The sequence below is a fragment of the Sutterella faecalis genome (assembly GCF_006337085.1).
GTDB lineage: Bacteria > Pseudomonadota > Gammaproteobacteria > Burkholderiales > Burkholderiaceae_F > Sutterella > Sutterella faecalis.
Genome location: NZ_CP040882.1, coordinates 416,749 through 431,714, shown reverse-complemented (window position 1 = coordinate 431,714; position 14,966 = coordinate 416,749). Strand labels below are relative to the sequence as shown.

Here is a 14,966-nt window from a genome sequence, read left to right as displayed (position 1 = left end):
AAGGACTTGAAGGGAACGCAGGCATCTCGGCATGAAATCAGTAGCGCAGATCTCTTTTCTGTGTCAGTTGCTCGAAAGAATTAGCAGAAACGAGAGTACTGAGGCGAAACTAAAGTAATGCCAAATCGAGTTATAGTGAATTTGACCGAGCTCTGTTCGGATTCTCATCCCCTGGAGGGCATTATGCCAGCACGTAAACCTGTAAACTCATCACCATTACGCTTTGGTCTTTCGAACGCTCCATACGGAGGTTTTATAAAATCACTTCTTGTTGCGGCACTGTTATCTGCCGTTGCATCTTCGAGTACCGCTTATGCTTATCAGGAGCGGTCTTTAACTTTAAATGGTCCATTCTTTGACGAGTATCAGAGGGAAGACTTTGAAGATAGTATTGTTGATACTCGAGATGAAACGAATTGGGTTCATGACCCTACAATTGTTGGTAATAATCTGAAAACTGTATTCGTTACTGACTCTGCTGAGGGCTTTACGGGAATCCATTCAGGTCATCTCGCAGTTGAAACTCATGCAAAAGGGATACTTCGAAATTCAAATCTGCTGGATGTAAGCATCGTTAAATGGACCAACGGTTACGAAAGAACCTGGGTAAATGCGCGGGTTACCCAAAATCACAAGCCAACAGAACAATCTGGAACGCTTAATGTAATCGTTACAGCGAATCAGGCTTTGCGCGCAGAAGTATCGGCTTTATCTCTCGGACTTTCAAGTCTCGGGTTTGGCTTAACGGAAAATGGTGGAACTCTTGACGTGTCAGCAACTGCTGAAGCTGATATGTATGCAGAGTCTCAGATTAAATTTGCGAGCACGTTAGCTCTGCCAGAAGAAGGAACCGTTCTTAAACGAGAAGACTACAGCCTGCGGTACTACATGTCGCCTTATGCCAGGAATTATGGAATTTATTTTGTCAATTCAATCGGCATGCTCGCCTTCCCATCAAAGTGTGATGTTGTTCTTAAAAATTCCGGCGTTTTAAATGTTTCTGGTGCTATCAAGATCCGCGATGAGCAGATAACGCTCGATCCTGTCATTGATGCTCCACTCGGAAGATATGAGAGCAATAGTCACTATGCCGAAATCAGGGCATTTGGACCTACGAATCCAACGACCTCTGAGCACTTCATAGCGTCATTTCAAGTGGTCGGAATGCGGGGCGGCTTCATGTCTTATGAAAACTATGACGCACAATCAGCCTCAGCGCTTTCTACGCCGGTTCAGTATCCTGAATCTTTGATACATACCATTCAACTCGTCAATACAGGAACGATCACTGCTAAGGCCTCGGTTGAAAAGGCTCTTACCAAGAACGGCGAAGCCGCTGAATTGCAATTTACTGACGATTCCAGTCCCGTAGAGGTTTACGGCATGTTTGCGGAGGCTCATGCTCCTCAGATCCGCGTGGAAATGGCCAACTACGGCTTCATCCAATCAAGCGGCGGAGATCGTAATCATGCTGTCTTTGCGCGCGCATCTAATAACGGGCAGATTGATATTTCTGCAATAACAGTGCGTGCCGGGGAGGGGGGGGGGTACCGCTCTCACTGAGAGACCGATAGCGGTTCAGGATTCGGTCGGTGAAAGTGCCGGCACGGTTAGCTGGGAGAATGCAACTCTATATGTTCTTCCAGATTTTGGGTTCAAGGATCCCATAAACATCAGAGATCTTTTCGTCTTTTACGACGGTAATGGTACTGCAGAGATCAATCCGGATCTAACCGGCAAGCCCGGATTTAAGGCCATTCAGGGCATAGATGATCTGTTCCCGGTTTATTCAACCGGTTCAACATTAGCCGATCAGACTGCAGAAGTCAGAATGAACGCCGAAAAGGCACAGGGCAGAACGCTCGCTTCCAACCTTCTGGCGAGCGACGCAGAACGCCGGCATCGAATGTATCGGATGACCGATCGACAGGCGGCATCAGGTGTCGGAAGCGCCGGGAAGCCTTTTGCATTCTTTGCCGAACCCTATTTCGCGGTCGGGAACAGGACGATTGCAAATTCCAAAGCTGACTCTGAGGCAACGGGGCTCTTTGCCGGGGCGGTCTGGCATTCTGAAAATGCGTCTCTCATGCTGTTCGGCATGTGGGACCGCACACGGACGGACGAGCGGAAGAACATTGGCCGCACCGATGCTGATGGATGGCTGCTTGGACTCACCGGACGCATGACGATTCCTGTTGGTTCCGATGTCTTCAAACCCTGGGGTGAGGTTTTGCTCGCGGCAGGCAGGTCCTCCGGCGACGCTGATCTCATGATGATGCGTGGGCTCCTCAAAAGCGAAGCAGATTTCCGTTCCACGCAGTACACCGCCGGTCTTCGCGGTGGCGCTTCCGTTGAGTTCCTGCCTCGTCATGTTATTGAGCCGTCTCTTGGAGTTTTCTGGGTTCACTCGAAGCTTGACGACTTCCATACCGATTTCGGCGCCAACTTCGGCAACATCAACTACAGAGGCACTACACTCAGCGATGTCGAGGCTACGGCGCAGGTGAAATGGCAGTATCTTGGCGAAAGCGAGGGCGTTGCGTTTAGACCCTATGCTCTCCTCGGAATGACGCATCTCCTTAAGCGCGACGACTCGAAGATGGAGGTTTCTTACGGCGTTCACGGAGACGCGGCCGAGCTGGAGCGTGAGAAGACGTATGGATTCGCAGAGCTTGGTTTGACGTTTGAGGCTGGAAAGTCCTGGGATATCGGTCTCGGCGCCGGGCTTGAATTCTCCGACAGCACCAGAAGCGGCATGTTCTCAGCGAAAACCGTCTTCCGGTTCTAACTGTAATTTATAAGGGAGTGGCAGCATTTTTTGCTGCTTCTCCCTGAATTGATATGGGTTATCTTATTTTTGTAAAATCAATTAGTTCGGAAGTGATATAAGAAGGGAAATATTATCTCGGACATCAGCTAACTGATTTGTCGTAATGCGGCCTTTAAAATCGCAATGACGTTGCGTCCAATCGACTGTTGTTATTTGATCAGATAGAACTACTGAATCTGGGTTTTCTGATAAAACAACTTCAAAAGGATATCCTTTCTTCTTTGTCGTCATGGGGCAGCAAATCATCAGGCCAGTTTTCCCATTATAGGAAGAAGGAGATAAAACTAAAGCAGGGCGGCGTCCACCCTGCTCATGGCCCAGGACTGGATTAAAATCAAGCCAAACAATATCTCCGCATTCTGGAACATAAGGGTTTGGCATTACAGTAATTCCTTTCCAATCGGAGCTCCAAAATCCATGCGTTCATGAATGTTTTGAGGTGTGATTTTAGACAGCATGGTTTCTAATTTTTTTTGACGACTGGAGATAATGCGTTTCAAAACGATCTCATTATTGCAGATCTTTATATCGAACATGTCATCTTTCTGAAAATGCCCTTGTTCAAGCAAGGCCTGCGGGATACGAACCGCAATACTGTTTCCCCATTGTTTAAGCGACGTTTGCATTGAAAGATCTCCTTTAGACGACCATCATCGTAGCATAGATCCATGCATCGGATATCCAAAGTAGATACTTTTTGAGGAGTTTTCCCCCACCGGTCGTAGCATTTCTTTCTCAGCTGCCGTTGCTGATGGATCAGGGAATTCCTCGGAACGTCCGAATTTAAGGGTCGATGCAGCAGTACAGGAATCAAAAACCTCTAGAGTGCGGCAGCCAGTCGAGACCCGAGGCTGCTTGCTTGAAATAATGTCGTCAAGCAGCCGCCGAGAAAGACTCGTGCAATCGTGGCGGCGCAGACTAAAAGTAGAGTTTTATTCCTTTACCTGAAAATGAGCTTGCTCTGAGAATTGTCGCCGTCTTCCTTCGAGACGCTGATGTCGACGTTAGAAAGCTCGCCGAACACGGCCCTGGCGCCGCGCTCGGTCTGGCAGGAGATGTAGCAGAAGGGGAATTCCTTGCCGGTATCCACTTCATCGACCGGAACGCCGGTCTTAGTCGCAACTTCCTCTGCGTAGACTTCGCAAACCTGGTCGATGTCGTAGGTGACGGGAGAATTGACTTCCTCATCGGTCAGGGTGCGTTCGCACTCGTTCCAGGTCTTGAAGCGCCAGCGGGTGAGGTAGCTCGCGCCGTTCTTCTTATAGTCGATGACGACGTTGTCGTTGTTGAGCTTGAAGAGTACGTTCTTGACGACGTATTCCCGACTCTTCGATCCGAGGCCGATCGTCGCGATGCTCTTCGTCAAATTGCGGGCAATGCCGGCTCCGAGGTTGTGGCCGACCAGGCCGTAACCCACGATGAGGTTGCCTTCTGCATCGCGGGCAGTCAGAGTAGGCGTGCCGAGAAGAGCCCGAACGTCCTTGAGCGTCGTCTTGTTGAGGGTGACGTACGGATCGACGGTGGAGGCGTCGAACCCGTTTTTGCCGGCACGGTAGGAAACGCAGCCGGAGACGAGGAGAGAAGCGGCGAGAAGAGAGCAGAGGAGGGTTTTCTTCATTTAAAAATGGAGATCCAGTAGAGTTTGTGAAAAAGCGGGCTCCCCGCTTTAAGGAGAGCCCGGGAAATCATTCGCAAATGTACCAGTTGTCGGGACGATCCCAGATGGTTTCGTTGTTTACGTCCTTGCGAGCCTTCGCGCCGCCGTAGGTCGTTCGGTCCTTCACAGACTCGAAGATTCGGATTTTGACGCGCTTGTTTGCGGTCTCCTCGATGTAGCCTTTGTCCTGACCGCGCCACAGAGGCTTCATGCCGTGCGTGACGGTGCGGCAGACCATGACGCCTTTGCCGTCCTTCAGCATTTCCTTCGCCTGTTCGCGGCGTTCGTCGCGCCCGAGGAAGCCCTGGCCTTTGGCGAAAGCAAGCCACAGCGGATCCTTGTGGTCCTTGCCCGAGGCAGGCGCCAGGACATAGATGCCGGAATATTTGTTCGCAATGCCCTGAACATCCCGCGAGAACTGATTGGTTTTCGCCCAGAAGAGCGGATAGTTGCGCGTGGCGGCATCGACGCACCAGCCTTCGTCAGTCACCGCACCCCGCAGATTGGTGCAGATTTCCGAGAAGCGGGCTTCAAGCTGGACGGCGTCAAGCGTCAGGTGGTCCTGGAAAATGACGGGATTGGCGAGCCACACATGGTCGAACATGCGGTGCGACGCGGTTTCCTCAACGGCGTAGTCCTTGTCGAGGCCGCCGAAATTAATGAGGGCGTTTGCGCGCGTGCTGGTGTGGTATTGAATGTACTGCGCTTCTGCAATCGGATCGGTTGTGCTCGACTGCGGAGCGACAGCGGGCTTAAGCGTGGAGAAGCATCCGGAGAGAAGAAGCGCGGATGCACCGAGAATCGGGATGAGGGCGTGGCGAGCTTTCATCGAGCGAAAATCACAAGTAAGAGATGGAGGAGGAGTTGAGAAGGAGATTTACTTTGTGGGCGGCAGCGCTTTGAGACCTTGCTGCCACAGAATTTTGAGAATCGTCAGTGCCGGACCGCGGAGCGCTACGTCGCCTTGTTCCCACTTGTCGACCGTGGAGGGCGATACCGAAAGTTCTTCGGCGAGTCCCCTGCGGGTGAGGCCGAGCCGGCGGCGGAGTTCCGCCACGGCCTTGCCGTCGAAGGGTTCCGGAATGCCGGGCTCCCTGCGATTGGCTTCAAGGTTGTAGCGGACAGAATCAGCGAGATCCTCGGTGAGGTTGTCTCGTCTCTCGGGCGCAGCTTCAAGCGTGAAGTGCTTCTGGTGCTGATCCATGAGCGTGAAGACGCCCTCGCCGAGCTTGTCGAGCATGCAGAGCGCAATGCAGTAGTTGGGCTGGAGCGCTTCCGCTTCGGATTCCCAGCGGAATATCGTCTTGGGCGACACCTTGAGAAGTGCGGCAAGCGCTTCCTGGGTCAGGTTGAGCCGCTCGCGCAGAGCGGCTACATCCGGTCCGCAGTAGTGCGGCCAGCTGATCTCTCCGTTCAGATAGTCACGAAACATTGCTTGGAACCGGGTGATCTGACCGGCCGCAAGCCTTCGGCGGCACTCTTCGGTCGATAACTGTTTAAGGGCGGACAAACGCATTTCTCATCTCCTCCTCGAGCGCTTGTGAAAGGCATCGAGGCGTTAATGATGGCCGATTTGTCCGGGATGCGCGTAATTATTACAGTTAAATGGACTAAATGTCCATTTTAAAAATTTGAATGCGTAATTTTTACGCGACAGGCTGAAGAAGTGGTTCGTTTTCTGCTGAAGAAATAACGCATCCGTACTCCTGAGAAGAAATGCGGAACTGAAGAAGATGATCTTCTGACGTACGTCGGGCGCAGACGGTATTCCCGGTTGGATCCGAGAGTCCGGGTTGCTTCTCCGGGAGAACAGCTTTTCTCGTTCGTGCCTCCAGAGGCAGAGGATGCGAATGAGCGGTGCGCTCTTCACTCGGCGACGGATTGTCTACGGGCAGCAGCTTCCCGTTGGTCAAAGAAAAACAGGTGCCGATCTAAAGCCCGTTCTCACCATGGCGGACGCGACTGCAAACCTCAAGGCGGGAGCGTTCGTTCGGATTTGGCTAGAGACAGCAAAGCTCTCGGTGACCGTTTCAGAAGCTCCAGCGAAGCTATGAGAATGACGCCGCGAACCTCGCAATGTCTGCCGCAGACAACATGCGTAGCCGCATCATCTATTGCCGCTGATGCGCTTGCTGCGATTCCTGCGGTGAGTCAGAAACATCTATGGGATCTCAAGCTTGCGCTCCATAAGATTCGAGGTTTTGAGGAGGAGAACGAAGTAATGGCGAGATTGCAGAAATCAGAGAGACTTTCCTTATCGTCGTGAAGATCCATCAACGATGGGACCTTCAGGAGTTCCCACTGAATACGAACACCAGACTTTAGCGGCAGTTTTTTACTGATAAACTAACCGGTGTAAAGCATTTTTCATTACGGGGATGATTGTGCCAACTCTGAACTTACGACTAAGCGACTTTGACAACTCAGTCCTTAACTCTTTAGCCGAGTCAACCGGACGCACCAAGACATCGTTGGTGGTGGAAGCGATTCGAAACTTGAACCTCGAGCTCCGGGAGGAGAGCGGCACAACCCGATTGTCTGCAGAGGATTTTGATGCCTTCATGGACAAAGTTGTGAATCCCGAAGCTGATCCTGCAGTCAACGCGGCGCGGAAACGCCTCCTTGAGTTCAAGCCTGTCTGGGAGGATTGATGGCCAGCTTTCTGCCGCCGCGGCCGCTGCAGCAGGCCGATGAGACCAGATTGCTCGGATTCGACTGCGGTTCAGAACCGCTTAATCGGTGGCTTGCTCAAAAGGCGCTTCACAACGATAAGACGGGAGGCAGCCGCACATATGTTGTATCCACCGAGACGGGGGAGCTTGCCGGGTATTTCTGTCTTTCTGCTCATTCGGTTGAGCATGGAGACTTAAAGGCCAAATACCGAAGGAACATGCCGAACCCGGTGCCGACGATCCTCCTCGGTCGGCTCGCAGTAGACAAAAAATTCGCAGGCCGAGGTCTTGGCAAATCAATGCTTTCAGCCGCAATCCGATCCTCTATTGAAATTGCAAAATCCATCGGCGTTGCTGCTGTAGTAGTCCATCCAATTTCCGAGGAAGCTGAACACTTTTATTTAAAAAATGGTTTTGCTTATGCGCGCGAAGGCAACCCAATGCTCCTCTTTGCACTGGGTCCCTTTATTTCGTCGAAATAGGAGAGTGCGTCTCTCGCGATCCGAAATCCATGCGCACGTTGACGGTCTTTACCGCATAGTTCGGCGCTGCAGCGTTCCTTGGGTGAACCTGAGGCAGATGTGCGGCCGTTACTTGGAGGCTGCGTATGGTTGTCTGCATTCCGTTCGTGGCGTCGGCGGCAGTACTGAGTGTCTCGGTCGCCGCGTAGACTACGCCCCCGGTGCAGGCTTCAGGTTGAAGATCTGAGGATGCCGCCGCCAACCTCGCAATGCTTGGCGCAGAAGGCGATGCCGTAGCTGTAGTAGCTGCTGCAGCGAAGTTTTCTGAAACGCTCGCTGTAATTCCGGCAGTCAATCTGATCCAACGCTTCTGAGACGGCGTTCCGCAGGTCTTCAACTCGTTTGGTGCGCTTCATTTCGATAACGACGCCGATGCGTCTGGAGCCGGTTCCGGACGTGAAAACAATGTCGGCATATCCGTCGCCGCATTCCGTGTTTGAGGCGAAGTCCTGTATCCGGTTTCCGGCACAGGCAAAGAGCGCAGCGAGGAAGCCGTGATAGTAGTTCTCTGCCGGCGCCCGTGACGCCGCATCGCGAACGGAAACATAATTCCGCAACAGCGGTTCAAGCACCTCAGACATCCCGTCCGCACTCCCGGTTAACGCCGCATCCGCTAATTTCAATCCATGCTACGCAAATGAGGGGTTGGCAGCTGAGAAGCGCATCTGAATGCGCTCCCTGAATGTCTGGCGAATTTCTTCGTTGGGAATTTTGAGCAGGAAGCGGTCGTTGCCAAGATTTTGGGAAACAGTCAAGTATCCCGTGAAGAGGAGAAGCGTCCAGAAATCATCAGATTTATGGTCAACGAAATCGGCGTATGTGAGTTGTTCGTTGATTACGAATGCGACCTCTCCGCCGTCGAGCAGGGTCTGCATCTTTTCGGCATCTTCATCGGAGAGAAAGCCAAGGAACTCGTCGATGACGTCGTTGCTGCTGGTTCCGGACCAGTAGTTTCTTGGCGCAAAATGCTGAGGATCTCTGCTCTCAAGCGCATATTGACAGAAGTTGAGGTCATCCCAGGGACAGAATATCTCCCGCGAACCAAAGCGATAGCCGTCATACCAACGCCTGATATCTTCCTTGCGGGATTCGAGACCGTAATAATTAAGGAGCTGATTGACTTCGTCCTCAGTAAAACCTATTGCAGCAGCCAGGGATTCACTATCCGTACAGACCGTATTAACGGAAAAATTATTCACACCGGTAAAAATGCTCTCCTTGCTAACGCGCAGGCATCCGGTGAGAACGGTTTTGCCGAGAATAGGCATGCCGTTGACGAGAGGTCTTCCATCCGGCTTGAGTACAGAAAAGAAACTCCTCATAAAAAGGCTCATGGCATCGTAATATCCTCCCGAAGCGGCCTTTGCGAGCGGTACGTCATATTCGTCAATGAGCAGCACTGCCGGTTTCCCAAAATGCCGGGCGAAATAAGTAAGGATGTCTCTCAGGGATTTGGATGCCATGAATCGGTTCGCATCTGTATTGTCGAACCCGAGATTCATATACGCTTCAAAACGCTGCTTCTCAAGAGAAGTCAGATAAGGGCTTTCGAGCAGGTAGGCATGATCCTGTGCCGTTATGGCCAGTAAATCAGCCATATTACTGAATGCTTCATTGAAATTCTGTCCGGCGACATCCTTCAGCGTCAGAAAGAGAACCGGGAATTTCCCCATGTATTCGTCGCAGAAAGCTTTATCTTCTGTAATGGTCAATCCATCGAAAAGCTCTTTCTGAAAGTCCCTTGAATTGCTGTTGAAACCGATGGGATTTAATCTGAGGAACGCATAGAGCGTATCGAGGAAGAGTGTTTTCCCAAAGCGCCTGGGTCGGGTGATCAGGTCAACATAGTTGCCGGACTTCATCAATACCTTGATGAAGTCCGTCTTGTCTATGTAATAGCTTCCGGTTTTCATCATCATTGCAAATGATGAATTTCCGACTGCAAGTTGCTTTTTCACTTGAACCCTTTAGGAATGATGACTTTCGACCAACTCTATCATAGGTAGATAGAGCCGCTTGGACGGACTTGTCGCCATCAAGCATGATGGCCATCCCAAGATCAGGCACCAGCTTCAGAAAATAATTCGGATTGGCGGAGAATGCCCTGGGTTTAAGCGTGATGTTGATCACCATGCACGAACAATCTCGCTTATCATGAACTCTTGAAATGATACTTTCCTTATCCAGCGACATGACTACATTAACCGCTTCCAGCCTGTTTGGGTTTACGGTTGAGCGCATCGGCGACGAAGATCGTCTTCGCCGCAAGCTGAACAGGATCTTAGAGCGAATTCAAAAAGAAGCTCGCCTCTGCGTGCTCTATCCTGCACAGCTTGTTGATTTGCAATTCGATACGATTATCAATGAGGCAAATAACTCATTGCAGGAGATTTCAAAAAAATTAGTATTTTCTGATGCGAGGCTTCAACATAGCTTTTCTATCGTAAATCAAGTTCTGAATAATGATTCACAACGTAATCGTATTGATCCGGAACATACTCTAGATTTACTTGTGCCCTGTATTCTGGGGATTACAGAACAGATCATTGTTTTTGTCAGATCAGTTCGGTTTGAGATTGAGGCCCAAAACATCAATAGACTTTCTATTTCAGAATCGATTTGCCTGCTTTCTCAAATAGAAAATCAGCTTTCCGATATCTTTAGTAAAACTCAGAAACTTCATGAAATTGTTCGAATTTCCGATGCGATGGTAGAGCCGCCTAAGGCTGTGTGCGGCATTCCTGAACTTGATGCTTTGAATGCTTGATGGGGGTAATTCATGCTTGAACCCCCAATACAATTCACATTTTCAGAAGATTTTACAAAAGAATATCAAGATCTCCCTCAAAATATTAAATCAGGAGTTCTGGAAGCTCTTAAAAAGTTCAAGGAAAATCCTCGGGCAAAATCCTTGCGGCTGCATCGTCTTTCTGCAATTAAACCCCCGGTTTGGAAGATTGATGTTTTTGCTGATAGAAGCTGGCAGATTTCAATGAGGATTCAGGGGAGTGAATGCGCTTTATTGCCCGTGGCGACACATAAAGTGATGGATAGAACATACTGAGAAGATTGCCGCTCAGAAACGACTGAGGATCACGAGTTGCATATTATTTTTAAGCAAATCGTGACCCTCTTCATATGTCAATCAGATGCCTTCCCCCAGACATCGCCCCAGTCGCCTGTGAGGGCGCCCTTGGCATAGTCAACCACACGGTTTTCGAAAAAGTTGGTGTGAGATACGCCCAGCATGGCATCCACCCAGGGCAGCGGATTCTTCTCTGAATGGAAGATTCCCTTCATGCCGAGGCCCATGAGGCGGCGGTCGGCGATGTAGCGGATGTAGCTGCGGACATCCTCGCGCGTGAGGCGCTTCATTTCAGAGACGCCGAATGCGAGGTCGATGAATTTGTCTTCGAGATCAACCATCGTTTCCGCGATGCTGTAGATCTTCGCTTTGAGCCGGTCGGTCCAGAGCTCAGGATTCTCCTTGATGTACTCGCGGAAGATCTTCGTCATCGATTCGGTATGAAGGGTCTCGTCGGCAATCGACCAGGCGATGATCTGGCCCATGCCCTTCATGGTGCCGTTTCTTGTGAAGTTGAGGAGCATCACGAAGCTCGAGAAGAGCTGCATGCCTTCGGTAAAAGCCGAAAAGGCGGCAATCTGGGCGGCCAGATCCTGGTCGTCCTTCTCGACTTCATTGAAGAAGTCATGCTTGTCGGCCATGGCTTCATACTGCAGGAACTCGTTGTAGATAGATTCCGGGAGTCCCAGCGTTTCAATGAGGTGCGAATAGGCGGCAATGTGCACGGCTTCGCGGGCCGCAAAGCTCGAGAGCATCATGCGGACTTCGGGCTGGCGGAATTTCGGCAGGTACGTGTTGACGTAAGCGCCCGACACGTCGATGTCGCCCTGCGTGAAGAAGCGCAGGATCTTCGTGAGGAAGTCCTTTTCGCTTTCGGTGAGCTTCTGCTGGTAGTCCTTCACGTCCTCGATCATCGGGACTTCCGTCCAGAGCCAGTGCATCTGCTCGGACTGCATGAAGGCTTCATAGGCCCACGGATACTGGAAGGGCTTGTAGTAGTTGCGGCCTTCGAGTAGGCCGCCGGCGCTTTTCTGTTCTTCGGTCATTTGAATTGGGCTTCCACAAAAGTTTGGCGGCTTCTCAGCCTTCGCAGGCGAGGCATTCGGAATTATTGGCAACGGCGCGCATGTCGACTTCGTCCTCAATGCGGCGGCGTTCGGCCTTGACGCCCACGCGGTCGGCCTTGCGGAGCTTGTCCGAGCGGTTGTAGTAGAGCGACTTGAGGCCCTTCTTCCAGGCGAGGAAGTGGCAGGCGTGGAGATAGGCAATCGAAACGTCGGGCGGGAAGAAGAGATTCACGCTCTGACCCTGATCGATGAACTGCTGACGGTCGGCCGCGAGGTCGATGATCCAGCGCTGATCGATTTCGATGGCAGTCTTGAAGACGTCCCTTACTTCCTGAGGAATGTCCTCGCGGTGCTGAATGGAGCCGTCGTGCGCAATGATGTCCGCCCAGACGTCGTCGGTGTCGAGGCCGAGCTCCGCGAGCTTCTGCTTCAAGAAGCGGTTCTTCATGATGTAGGCGCCCGAGATCGTGTCCTGACGGTAGATGTTCGCGCGATAGGGCTCGATCGAAGGCGACGTCCCGCCCATGATGAGGGAAGACGAGGCATTGGGCGCAACAGACATCCAGTGCGAGAAGCGGCGTTCGACCCCGGAATCCGCGGCATCGGGACAGGTTCCGCGCGCCTTGCAGAGGATTTCGTCCGCTTTCTTGCAGCCTTCGCGGATGAGGCGGAAGATCCGCATGTTGATCGACTTTGCGATCGCGGATTCAAAGGGAATTCCATGCTTCTGGAGATAGGCATGGAAGCCCATTGCTCCTAAACCGACGGAACGCTCGCGCATGGCGGAGTATTTCGCGCGTGAAATCTGATCGGGTGCGTGATCGATGAAGTACTGCAGAACGTTGTCGAGGAACTCCATCGCGTCCGTAATGAACTGCTGATTGTCCTTCCACTCGTCGAAGTATTCGAGATTGAGGGACGAGAGGCAGCAAACGGCGGTGCGGTCGCGCGAGGTCGGGAGGAAAATTTCCGTGCAGAGATTGGAGCCGTGAATCTTCAATCCCTTGTCCTTGAGCCACGAGGGAAGGGCCCGGTTGGCGGTGTCCGTAAAGACGAGGTAGGGCTCGCCCGTGTGCATGCGCATTTCCAGAATGCGCTGCCAAATCTCGCGGGCGGACACGCGGTCGATGACCTCGCCCGTGGTCGGGTGACGGAGCTCCCACGTGTCGTCCGCGTTGGCGTCGCGCATCGAGGCTTCAATCTTCTCCATGAAGGCGTCGGGGATGTTGACGCCGTGGTGGAGATTCAGGGCCTTCATGTTCTGGTCGCCCGTGGGCTTGCGCATCTCGATGAACTGAATGATGTCGGGGTGGCTCACGTCGAGGAACGCAGCATACGAGCCGCGGCGCGTGGAACCCTGGCGGTAGGCGAGGCACGCAGCGTCGTAGACCTTGAGGTGCGGGAGAACGCCCACCGACTTTTCATCGGCGCTGCGGATCCGCACGTGGATGCCTACGCCGCCCCCGAGCATCGAGAGCCAGTTCACTTCGGAGAGCGTGTCGACGAGCCCCTCGGCGCTGTCTTCCATGTAGGTGAGGAAGCACGAAATCGGCAGACCGCGCTTTCCGCGGCCGAACGAAAGAATCGGCGTCGAGAAGGAGAGCCAGTGGCGGCTTGCATAGTCGTAAATTCTCTGCGCGTGCTCCGGATTGCTCGCGAAATGTTCAGCCACGAAGGCAAAGCGCTCCTGCGGACTTTTTTCCTCAGGACGCATGTAGCTTTCGCGCAGGCGCATGAGTCCGAGTTCGTCAAAGAGCGCGTCCCGGCTCGTATCAATCTTTACTGACATCTTGTTTTTATTCGAAAAAGCGCGCGAACCCCTGACGGGAAATCGCACAGGAAGAACCATAAACCACAATATCTAGCGCAAATGAATTGCGGCAACTACCAGTAGTTGAGGTCCTTCCGATTGAATTCTGAAGTCCACGGATAATACCGAACCGGGTGCCGTGCGCGTACCAATTGGGGATCACCCGAAACCTTGATTCCCCCAAAAAACCGTCAGTTCGAGGATGTAATGAAATGTGTCTTTATCGCACGGCTTCGGCAGATCGATACAGATCTCGGCCGAAAGACGGAAGAGAATTTCCGTTCATTCGGGTAGATTTAAGGGAACGTTTCATCGGGGCCCCCGATGCTGCCTCACCCCGATCGGCGCAGGGAACCCGATAAGCCCAAGGAGAAAAAATGTCTGATTTCGTCACTGTCAACCTCGACACCATTCCCGAGCTTCTCAAATCTGAGAAGCCTGTTCTGCTCACGATCGGCGCCCCCTGGTGCATCGACTGCCGCCGCGCGCAGCCTTTCCTCATGGCGCTTGCGAAGCAGTATTCCGACCGCATGGTGTTTGCGGGCGCCAATGTGGATGAATGCCCGGGCATTCGCGAAACCTACGACGTGAAGCACATTCCGACGATGATCATCTTCAAGGGCGGGAAGCCCCAGGAAAACCGCCTCGTCGAAGTGAAGACCCCGGGCGAGCTCAAGGCCTTCATTGAGGAAGGTCTTAAGGATTAAGCGAACCCGGCTCCTTCGAGGAAAGAAGGCTCCGCTGTAAAGCTTTATGCATTCCAATTTAAAGGCGTCCCCTCGCAAAGAGGCGGGCGCCTTTCTCATGTTTTTTCCGTCATAGCGCCATGCTTTCCAAAGGCCTTACCACCATCGGTCTTCTCATCATCTCGAACGTCTTCATGACGCTCGCCTGGTACCTGCACCTCAAGCTTCAAAATATGAAGCTCATCACGCTCTGGCCCGTCTGGGCGGTCGTCCTCTTCTCGTGGAGCATCGCGCTCTTCGAATATTCCTTTCAGGTGCCGGCCAACCGCCTCGGCTTTGAAGGCAACGGCGGGCCGTTCTCGCTTCTTGAACTCAAGGTTATTCAGGAAGTGATTACGCTCACGATCTTCATCCTCTTCTCGATGGCGGCTTTCGGCACGAAGCTTGCCTGGAACCATATCGCGGCGTTCATCTGTCTGATTCTCGCCGTGTGGTTTGCGTTCCAGAAATGATTCCCTGCACTTATGACCCTGTGCAGAGGCCTCAGAGTCGACTAAAGACCGTTGAAATCTAAAAGAAAATAAAAAAAATACACGTCCTCCTGCTTCCTTGCGACACGGGCAGACGGATTGTGTCTG

General features: G+C 52.3%; 17 protein-coding genes. 8 read left to right on the top strand and 9 right to left on the bottom strand.

What is annotated here, in order from left to right; translation table 11 throughout:
- Positions 1-183 precede the first annotated feature (183 nt).
- Both FG381_RS01695 and FG381_RS01690 read left to right on the top strand, forming a co-directional pair.
- Complete coding sequence (locus FG381_RS01695) at positions 184-1,563, top strand: hypothetical protein (RefSeq protein WP_139687244.1); 1,380 nt, start codon at positions 184-186, stop codon at positions 1,561-1,563.
- The gene (locus FG381_RS01690) at positions 1,529-2,788 is read left to right on the top strand and encodes an autotransporter outer membrane beta-barrel domain-containing protein (RefSeq protein WP_139687243.1); all 1,260 of its coding nucleotides are present in this window, start codon (positions 1,529-1,531) and stop codon (positions 2,786-2,788) included. Before FG381_RS01695 ends, FG381_RS01690 begins: the two co-directional genes overlap by 35 nt.
- A gap of 81 nt (positions 2,789-2,869) precedes the next feature.
- On the opposite strand, the gene mazF is transcribed toward FG381_RS01690, so the two are convergent.
- The 5 genes from mazF to FG381_RS01665 form a co-directional block, all read right to left on the bottom strand.
- On the bottom strand, positions 2,870-3,211 hold the full coding sequence (gene mazF, locus FG381_RS01685) for an endoribonuclease MazF (RefSeq protein ID WP_139687242.1): 342 nt from the start codon (positions 3,209-3,211) through the stop codon (positions 2,870-2,872).
- Positions 3,211-3,456 (bottom strand): AbrB/MazE/SpoVT family DNA-binding domain-containing protein, encoded by a 246-nt coding sequence (locus FG381_RS01680; RefSeq protein WP_139687241.1) that lies wholly within the window; start codon positions 3,454-3,456, stop codon positions 3,211-3,213. The genes mazF and FG381_RS01680 overlap by 1 nt, the downstream gene beginning before the upstream one ends.
- Before the next feature lie 314 nt (positions 3,457-3,770).
- Positions 3,771-4,448, bottom strand: a complete 678-nt coding sequence (locus FG381_RS01675) for a hypothetical protein (RefSeq protein WP_139687240.1) — start codon at positions 4,446-4,448, stop codon at positions 3,771-3,773.
- Positions 4,449-4,515: 67 nt separating this feature from the next.
- The gene (locus FG381_RS01670; protein WP_139687239.1) at positions 4,516-5,316 is read right to left on the bottom strand and encodes a hypothetical protein; all 801 of its coding nucleotides are present in this window, start codon (positions 5,314-5,316) and stop codon (positions 4,516-4,518) included.
- A gap of 48 nt (positions 5,317-5,364) precedes the next feature.
- On the bottom strand, positions 5,365-5,919 hold the full coding sequence (locus tag FG381_RS01665) for a helix-turn-helix domain-containing protein (protein ID WP_139687238.1): 555 nt from the start codon (positions 5,917-5,919) through the stop codon (positions 5,365-5,367).
- Between the two features lie 946 nt (positions 5,920-6,865).
- On the opposite strand from FG381_RS01665, the gene FG381_RS12915 reads away from it, so the two are divergent.
- Together FG381_RS12915 and FG381_RS01655 are read left to right on the top strand one after the other, a co-directional pair.
- Entirely contained in the window at positions 6,866-7,138 is a 273-nt protein-coding gene (locus FG381_RS12915; RefSeq protein ID WP_139687237.1) for a type II toxin-antitoxin system TacA family antitoxin, read from the top strand.
- Entirely contained in the window at positions 7,138-7,641 is a 504-nt protein-coding gene (locus FG381_RS01655; protein WP_139687236.1) for a GNAT family N-acetyltransferase, read from the top strand. The genes FG381_RS12915 and FG381_RS01655 overlap by 1 nt, the downstream gene beginning before the upstream one ends.
- A gap of 209 nt (positions 7,642-7,850) precedes the next feature.
- On the opposite strand, the gene FG381_RS01650 is transcribed toward FG381_RS01655, so the two are convergent.
- Positions 7,851-8,261: a PD-(D/E)XK nuclease domain-containing protein gene (locus FG381_RS01650; RefSeq protein ID WP_139687235.1), complete on the bottom strand. Its 411-nt coding sequence runs from the start codon at positions 8,259-8,261 to the stop codon at positions 7,851-7,853.
- Between the two features lie 48 nt (positions 8,262-8,309).
- Positions 8,310-9,638 (bottom strand): AAA family ATPase, encoded by a 1,329-nt coding sequence (locus tag FG381_RS01645; protein WP_139687234.1) that lies wholly within the window; start codon positions 9,636-9,638, stop codon positions 8,310-8,312.
- Positions 9,639-9,871: 233 nt separating this feature from the next.
- On the opposite strand from FG381_RS01645, the gene FG381_RS01640 reads away from it, so the two are divergent.
- Together FG381_RS01640 and FG381_RS01635 are read left to right on the top strand one after the other, a co-directional pair.
- On the top strand, positions 9,872-10,447 hold the full coding sequence (locus FG381_RS01640) for a hypothetical protein (RefSeq protein WP_139687233.1): 576 nt from the start codon (positions 9,872-9,874) through the stop codon (positions 10,445-10,447).
- A 12-nt stretch (positions 10,448-10,459) separates the two neighbouring features.
- A complete protein-coding gene (locus tag FG381_RS01635; RefSeq protein ID WP_139687232.1) occupies positions 10,460-10,744 on the top strand; it encodes a hypothetical protein in 285 nt (94 codons plus the stop codon).
- Between the two features lie 77 nt (positions 10,745-10,821).
- Here FG381_RS01635 and FG381_RS01630 read toward each other — a convergent pair whose 3' ends face one another.
- Entirely contained in the window at positions 10,822-11,811 is a 990-nt protein-coding gene (locus FG381_RS01630) for a ribonucleotide-diphosphate reductase subunit beta (protein ID WP_139687231.1), read from the bottom strand.
- A gap of 34 nt (positions 11,812-11,845) precedes the next feature.
- Entirely contained in the window at positions 11,846-13,681 is a 1,836-nt protein-coding gene (locus FG381_RS01625) for a ribonucleoside-diphosphate reductase subunit alpha (protein ID WP_139687230.1), read from the bottom strand.
- Positions 13,682-14,019: 338 nt separating this feature from the next.
- Here FG381_RS01625 and FG381_RS01620 point away from each other — a divergent pair, with 338 nt between their 5' ends.
- Both FG381_RS01620 and FG381_RS01615 read left to right on the top strand, forming a co-directional pair.
- On the top strand, positions 14,020-14,349 hold the full coding sequence (locus FG381_RS01620) for a thioredoxin family protein (protein ID WP_139687229.1): 330 nt from the start codon (positions 14,020-14,022) through the stop codon (positions 14,347-14,349).
- Positions 14,350-14,468: 119 nt separating this feature from the next.
- Positions 14,469-14,840 carry a DMT family protein gene (locus tag FG381_RS01615; protein WP_139687228.1) on the top strand — a complete coding sequence of 124 codons (372 nt, stop codon included), beginning with the start codon at positions 14,469-14,471 and terminating at the stop codon, positions 14,838-14,840.
- The last annotated feature ends 126 nt before the right edge of the window (positions 14,841-14,966 follow it).

Coding starts and splice junctions, on each gene's coding strand:
- FG381_RS01675 (WP_139687240.1), bottom strand. CDS start 4,448: ATGAAGAAAACCCTCCTCTGCTCTCTTCTCGCCGCTTCTCTCCTCGTC.
- FG381_RS01650 (WP_139687235.1), bottom strand. CDS start 8,261: ATGTCTGAGGTGCTTGAACCGCTGTTGCGGAATTATGTTTCCGTTCGC.
- FG381_RS01655 (WP_139687236.1), top strand. CDS start 7,138: ATGGCCAGCTTTCTGCCGCCGCGGCCGCTGCAGCAGGCCGATGAGACC.
- FG381_RS01670 (WP_139687239.1), bottom strand. CDS start 5,316: ATGAAAGCTCGCCACGCCCTCATCCCGATTCTCGGTGCATCCGCGCTT.
- mazF (WP_139687242.1), bottom strand. CDS start 3,211: ATGCCAAACCCTTATGTTCCAGAATGCGGAGATATTGTTTGGCTTGAT.
- FG381_RS01620 (WP_139687229.1), top strand. CDS start 14,020: ATGTCTGATTTCGTCACTGTCAACCTCGACACCATTCCCGAGCTTCTC.
- FG381_RS01665 (WP_139687238.1), bottom strand. CDS start 5,919: ATGTTTCGTGACTATCTGAACGGAGAGATCAGCTGGCCGCACTACTGC.
- FG381_RS01640 (WP_139687233.1), top strand. CDS start 9,872: ATGACTACATTAACCGCTTCCAGCCTGTTTGGGTTTACGGTTGAGCGC.
- FG381_RS12915 (WP_139687237.1), top strand. CDS start 6,866: ATGATTGTGCCAACTCTGAACTTACGACTAAGCGACTTTGACAACTCA.
- FG381_RS01630 (WP_139687231.1), bottom strand. CDS start 11,811: ATGACCGAAGAACAGAAAAGCGCCGGCGGCCTACTCGAAGGCCGCAAC.
- FG381_RS01625 (WP_139687230.1), bottom strand. CDS start 13,681: ATGGTTCTTCCTGTGCGATTTCCCGTCAGGGGTTCGCGCGCTTTTTCG.
- FG381_RS01615 (WP_139687228.1), top strand. CDS start 14,469: ATGCTTTCCAAAGGCCTTACCACCATCGGTCTTCTCATCATCTCGAAC.
- FG381_RS01635 (WP_139687232.1), top strand. CDS start 10,460: ATGCTTGAACCCCCAATACAATTCACATTTTCAGAAGATTTTACAAAA.
- FG381_RS01695 (WP_139687244.1), top strand. CDS start 184: ATGCCAGCACGTAAACCTGTAAACTCATCACCATTACGCTTTGGTCTT.
- FG381_RS01680 (WP_139687241.1), bottom strand. CDS start 3,456: ATGCAAACGTCGCTTAAACAATGGGGAAACAGTATTGCGGTTCGTATC.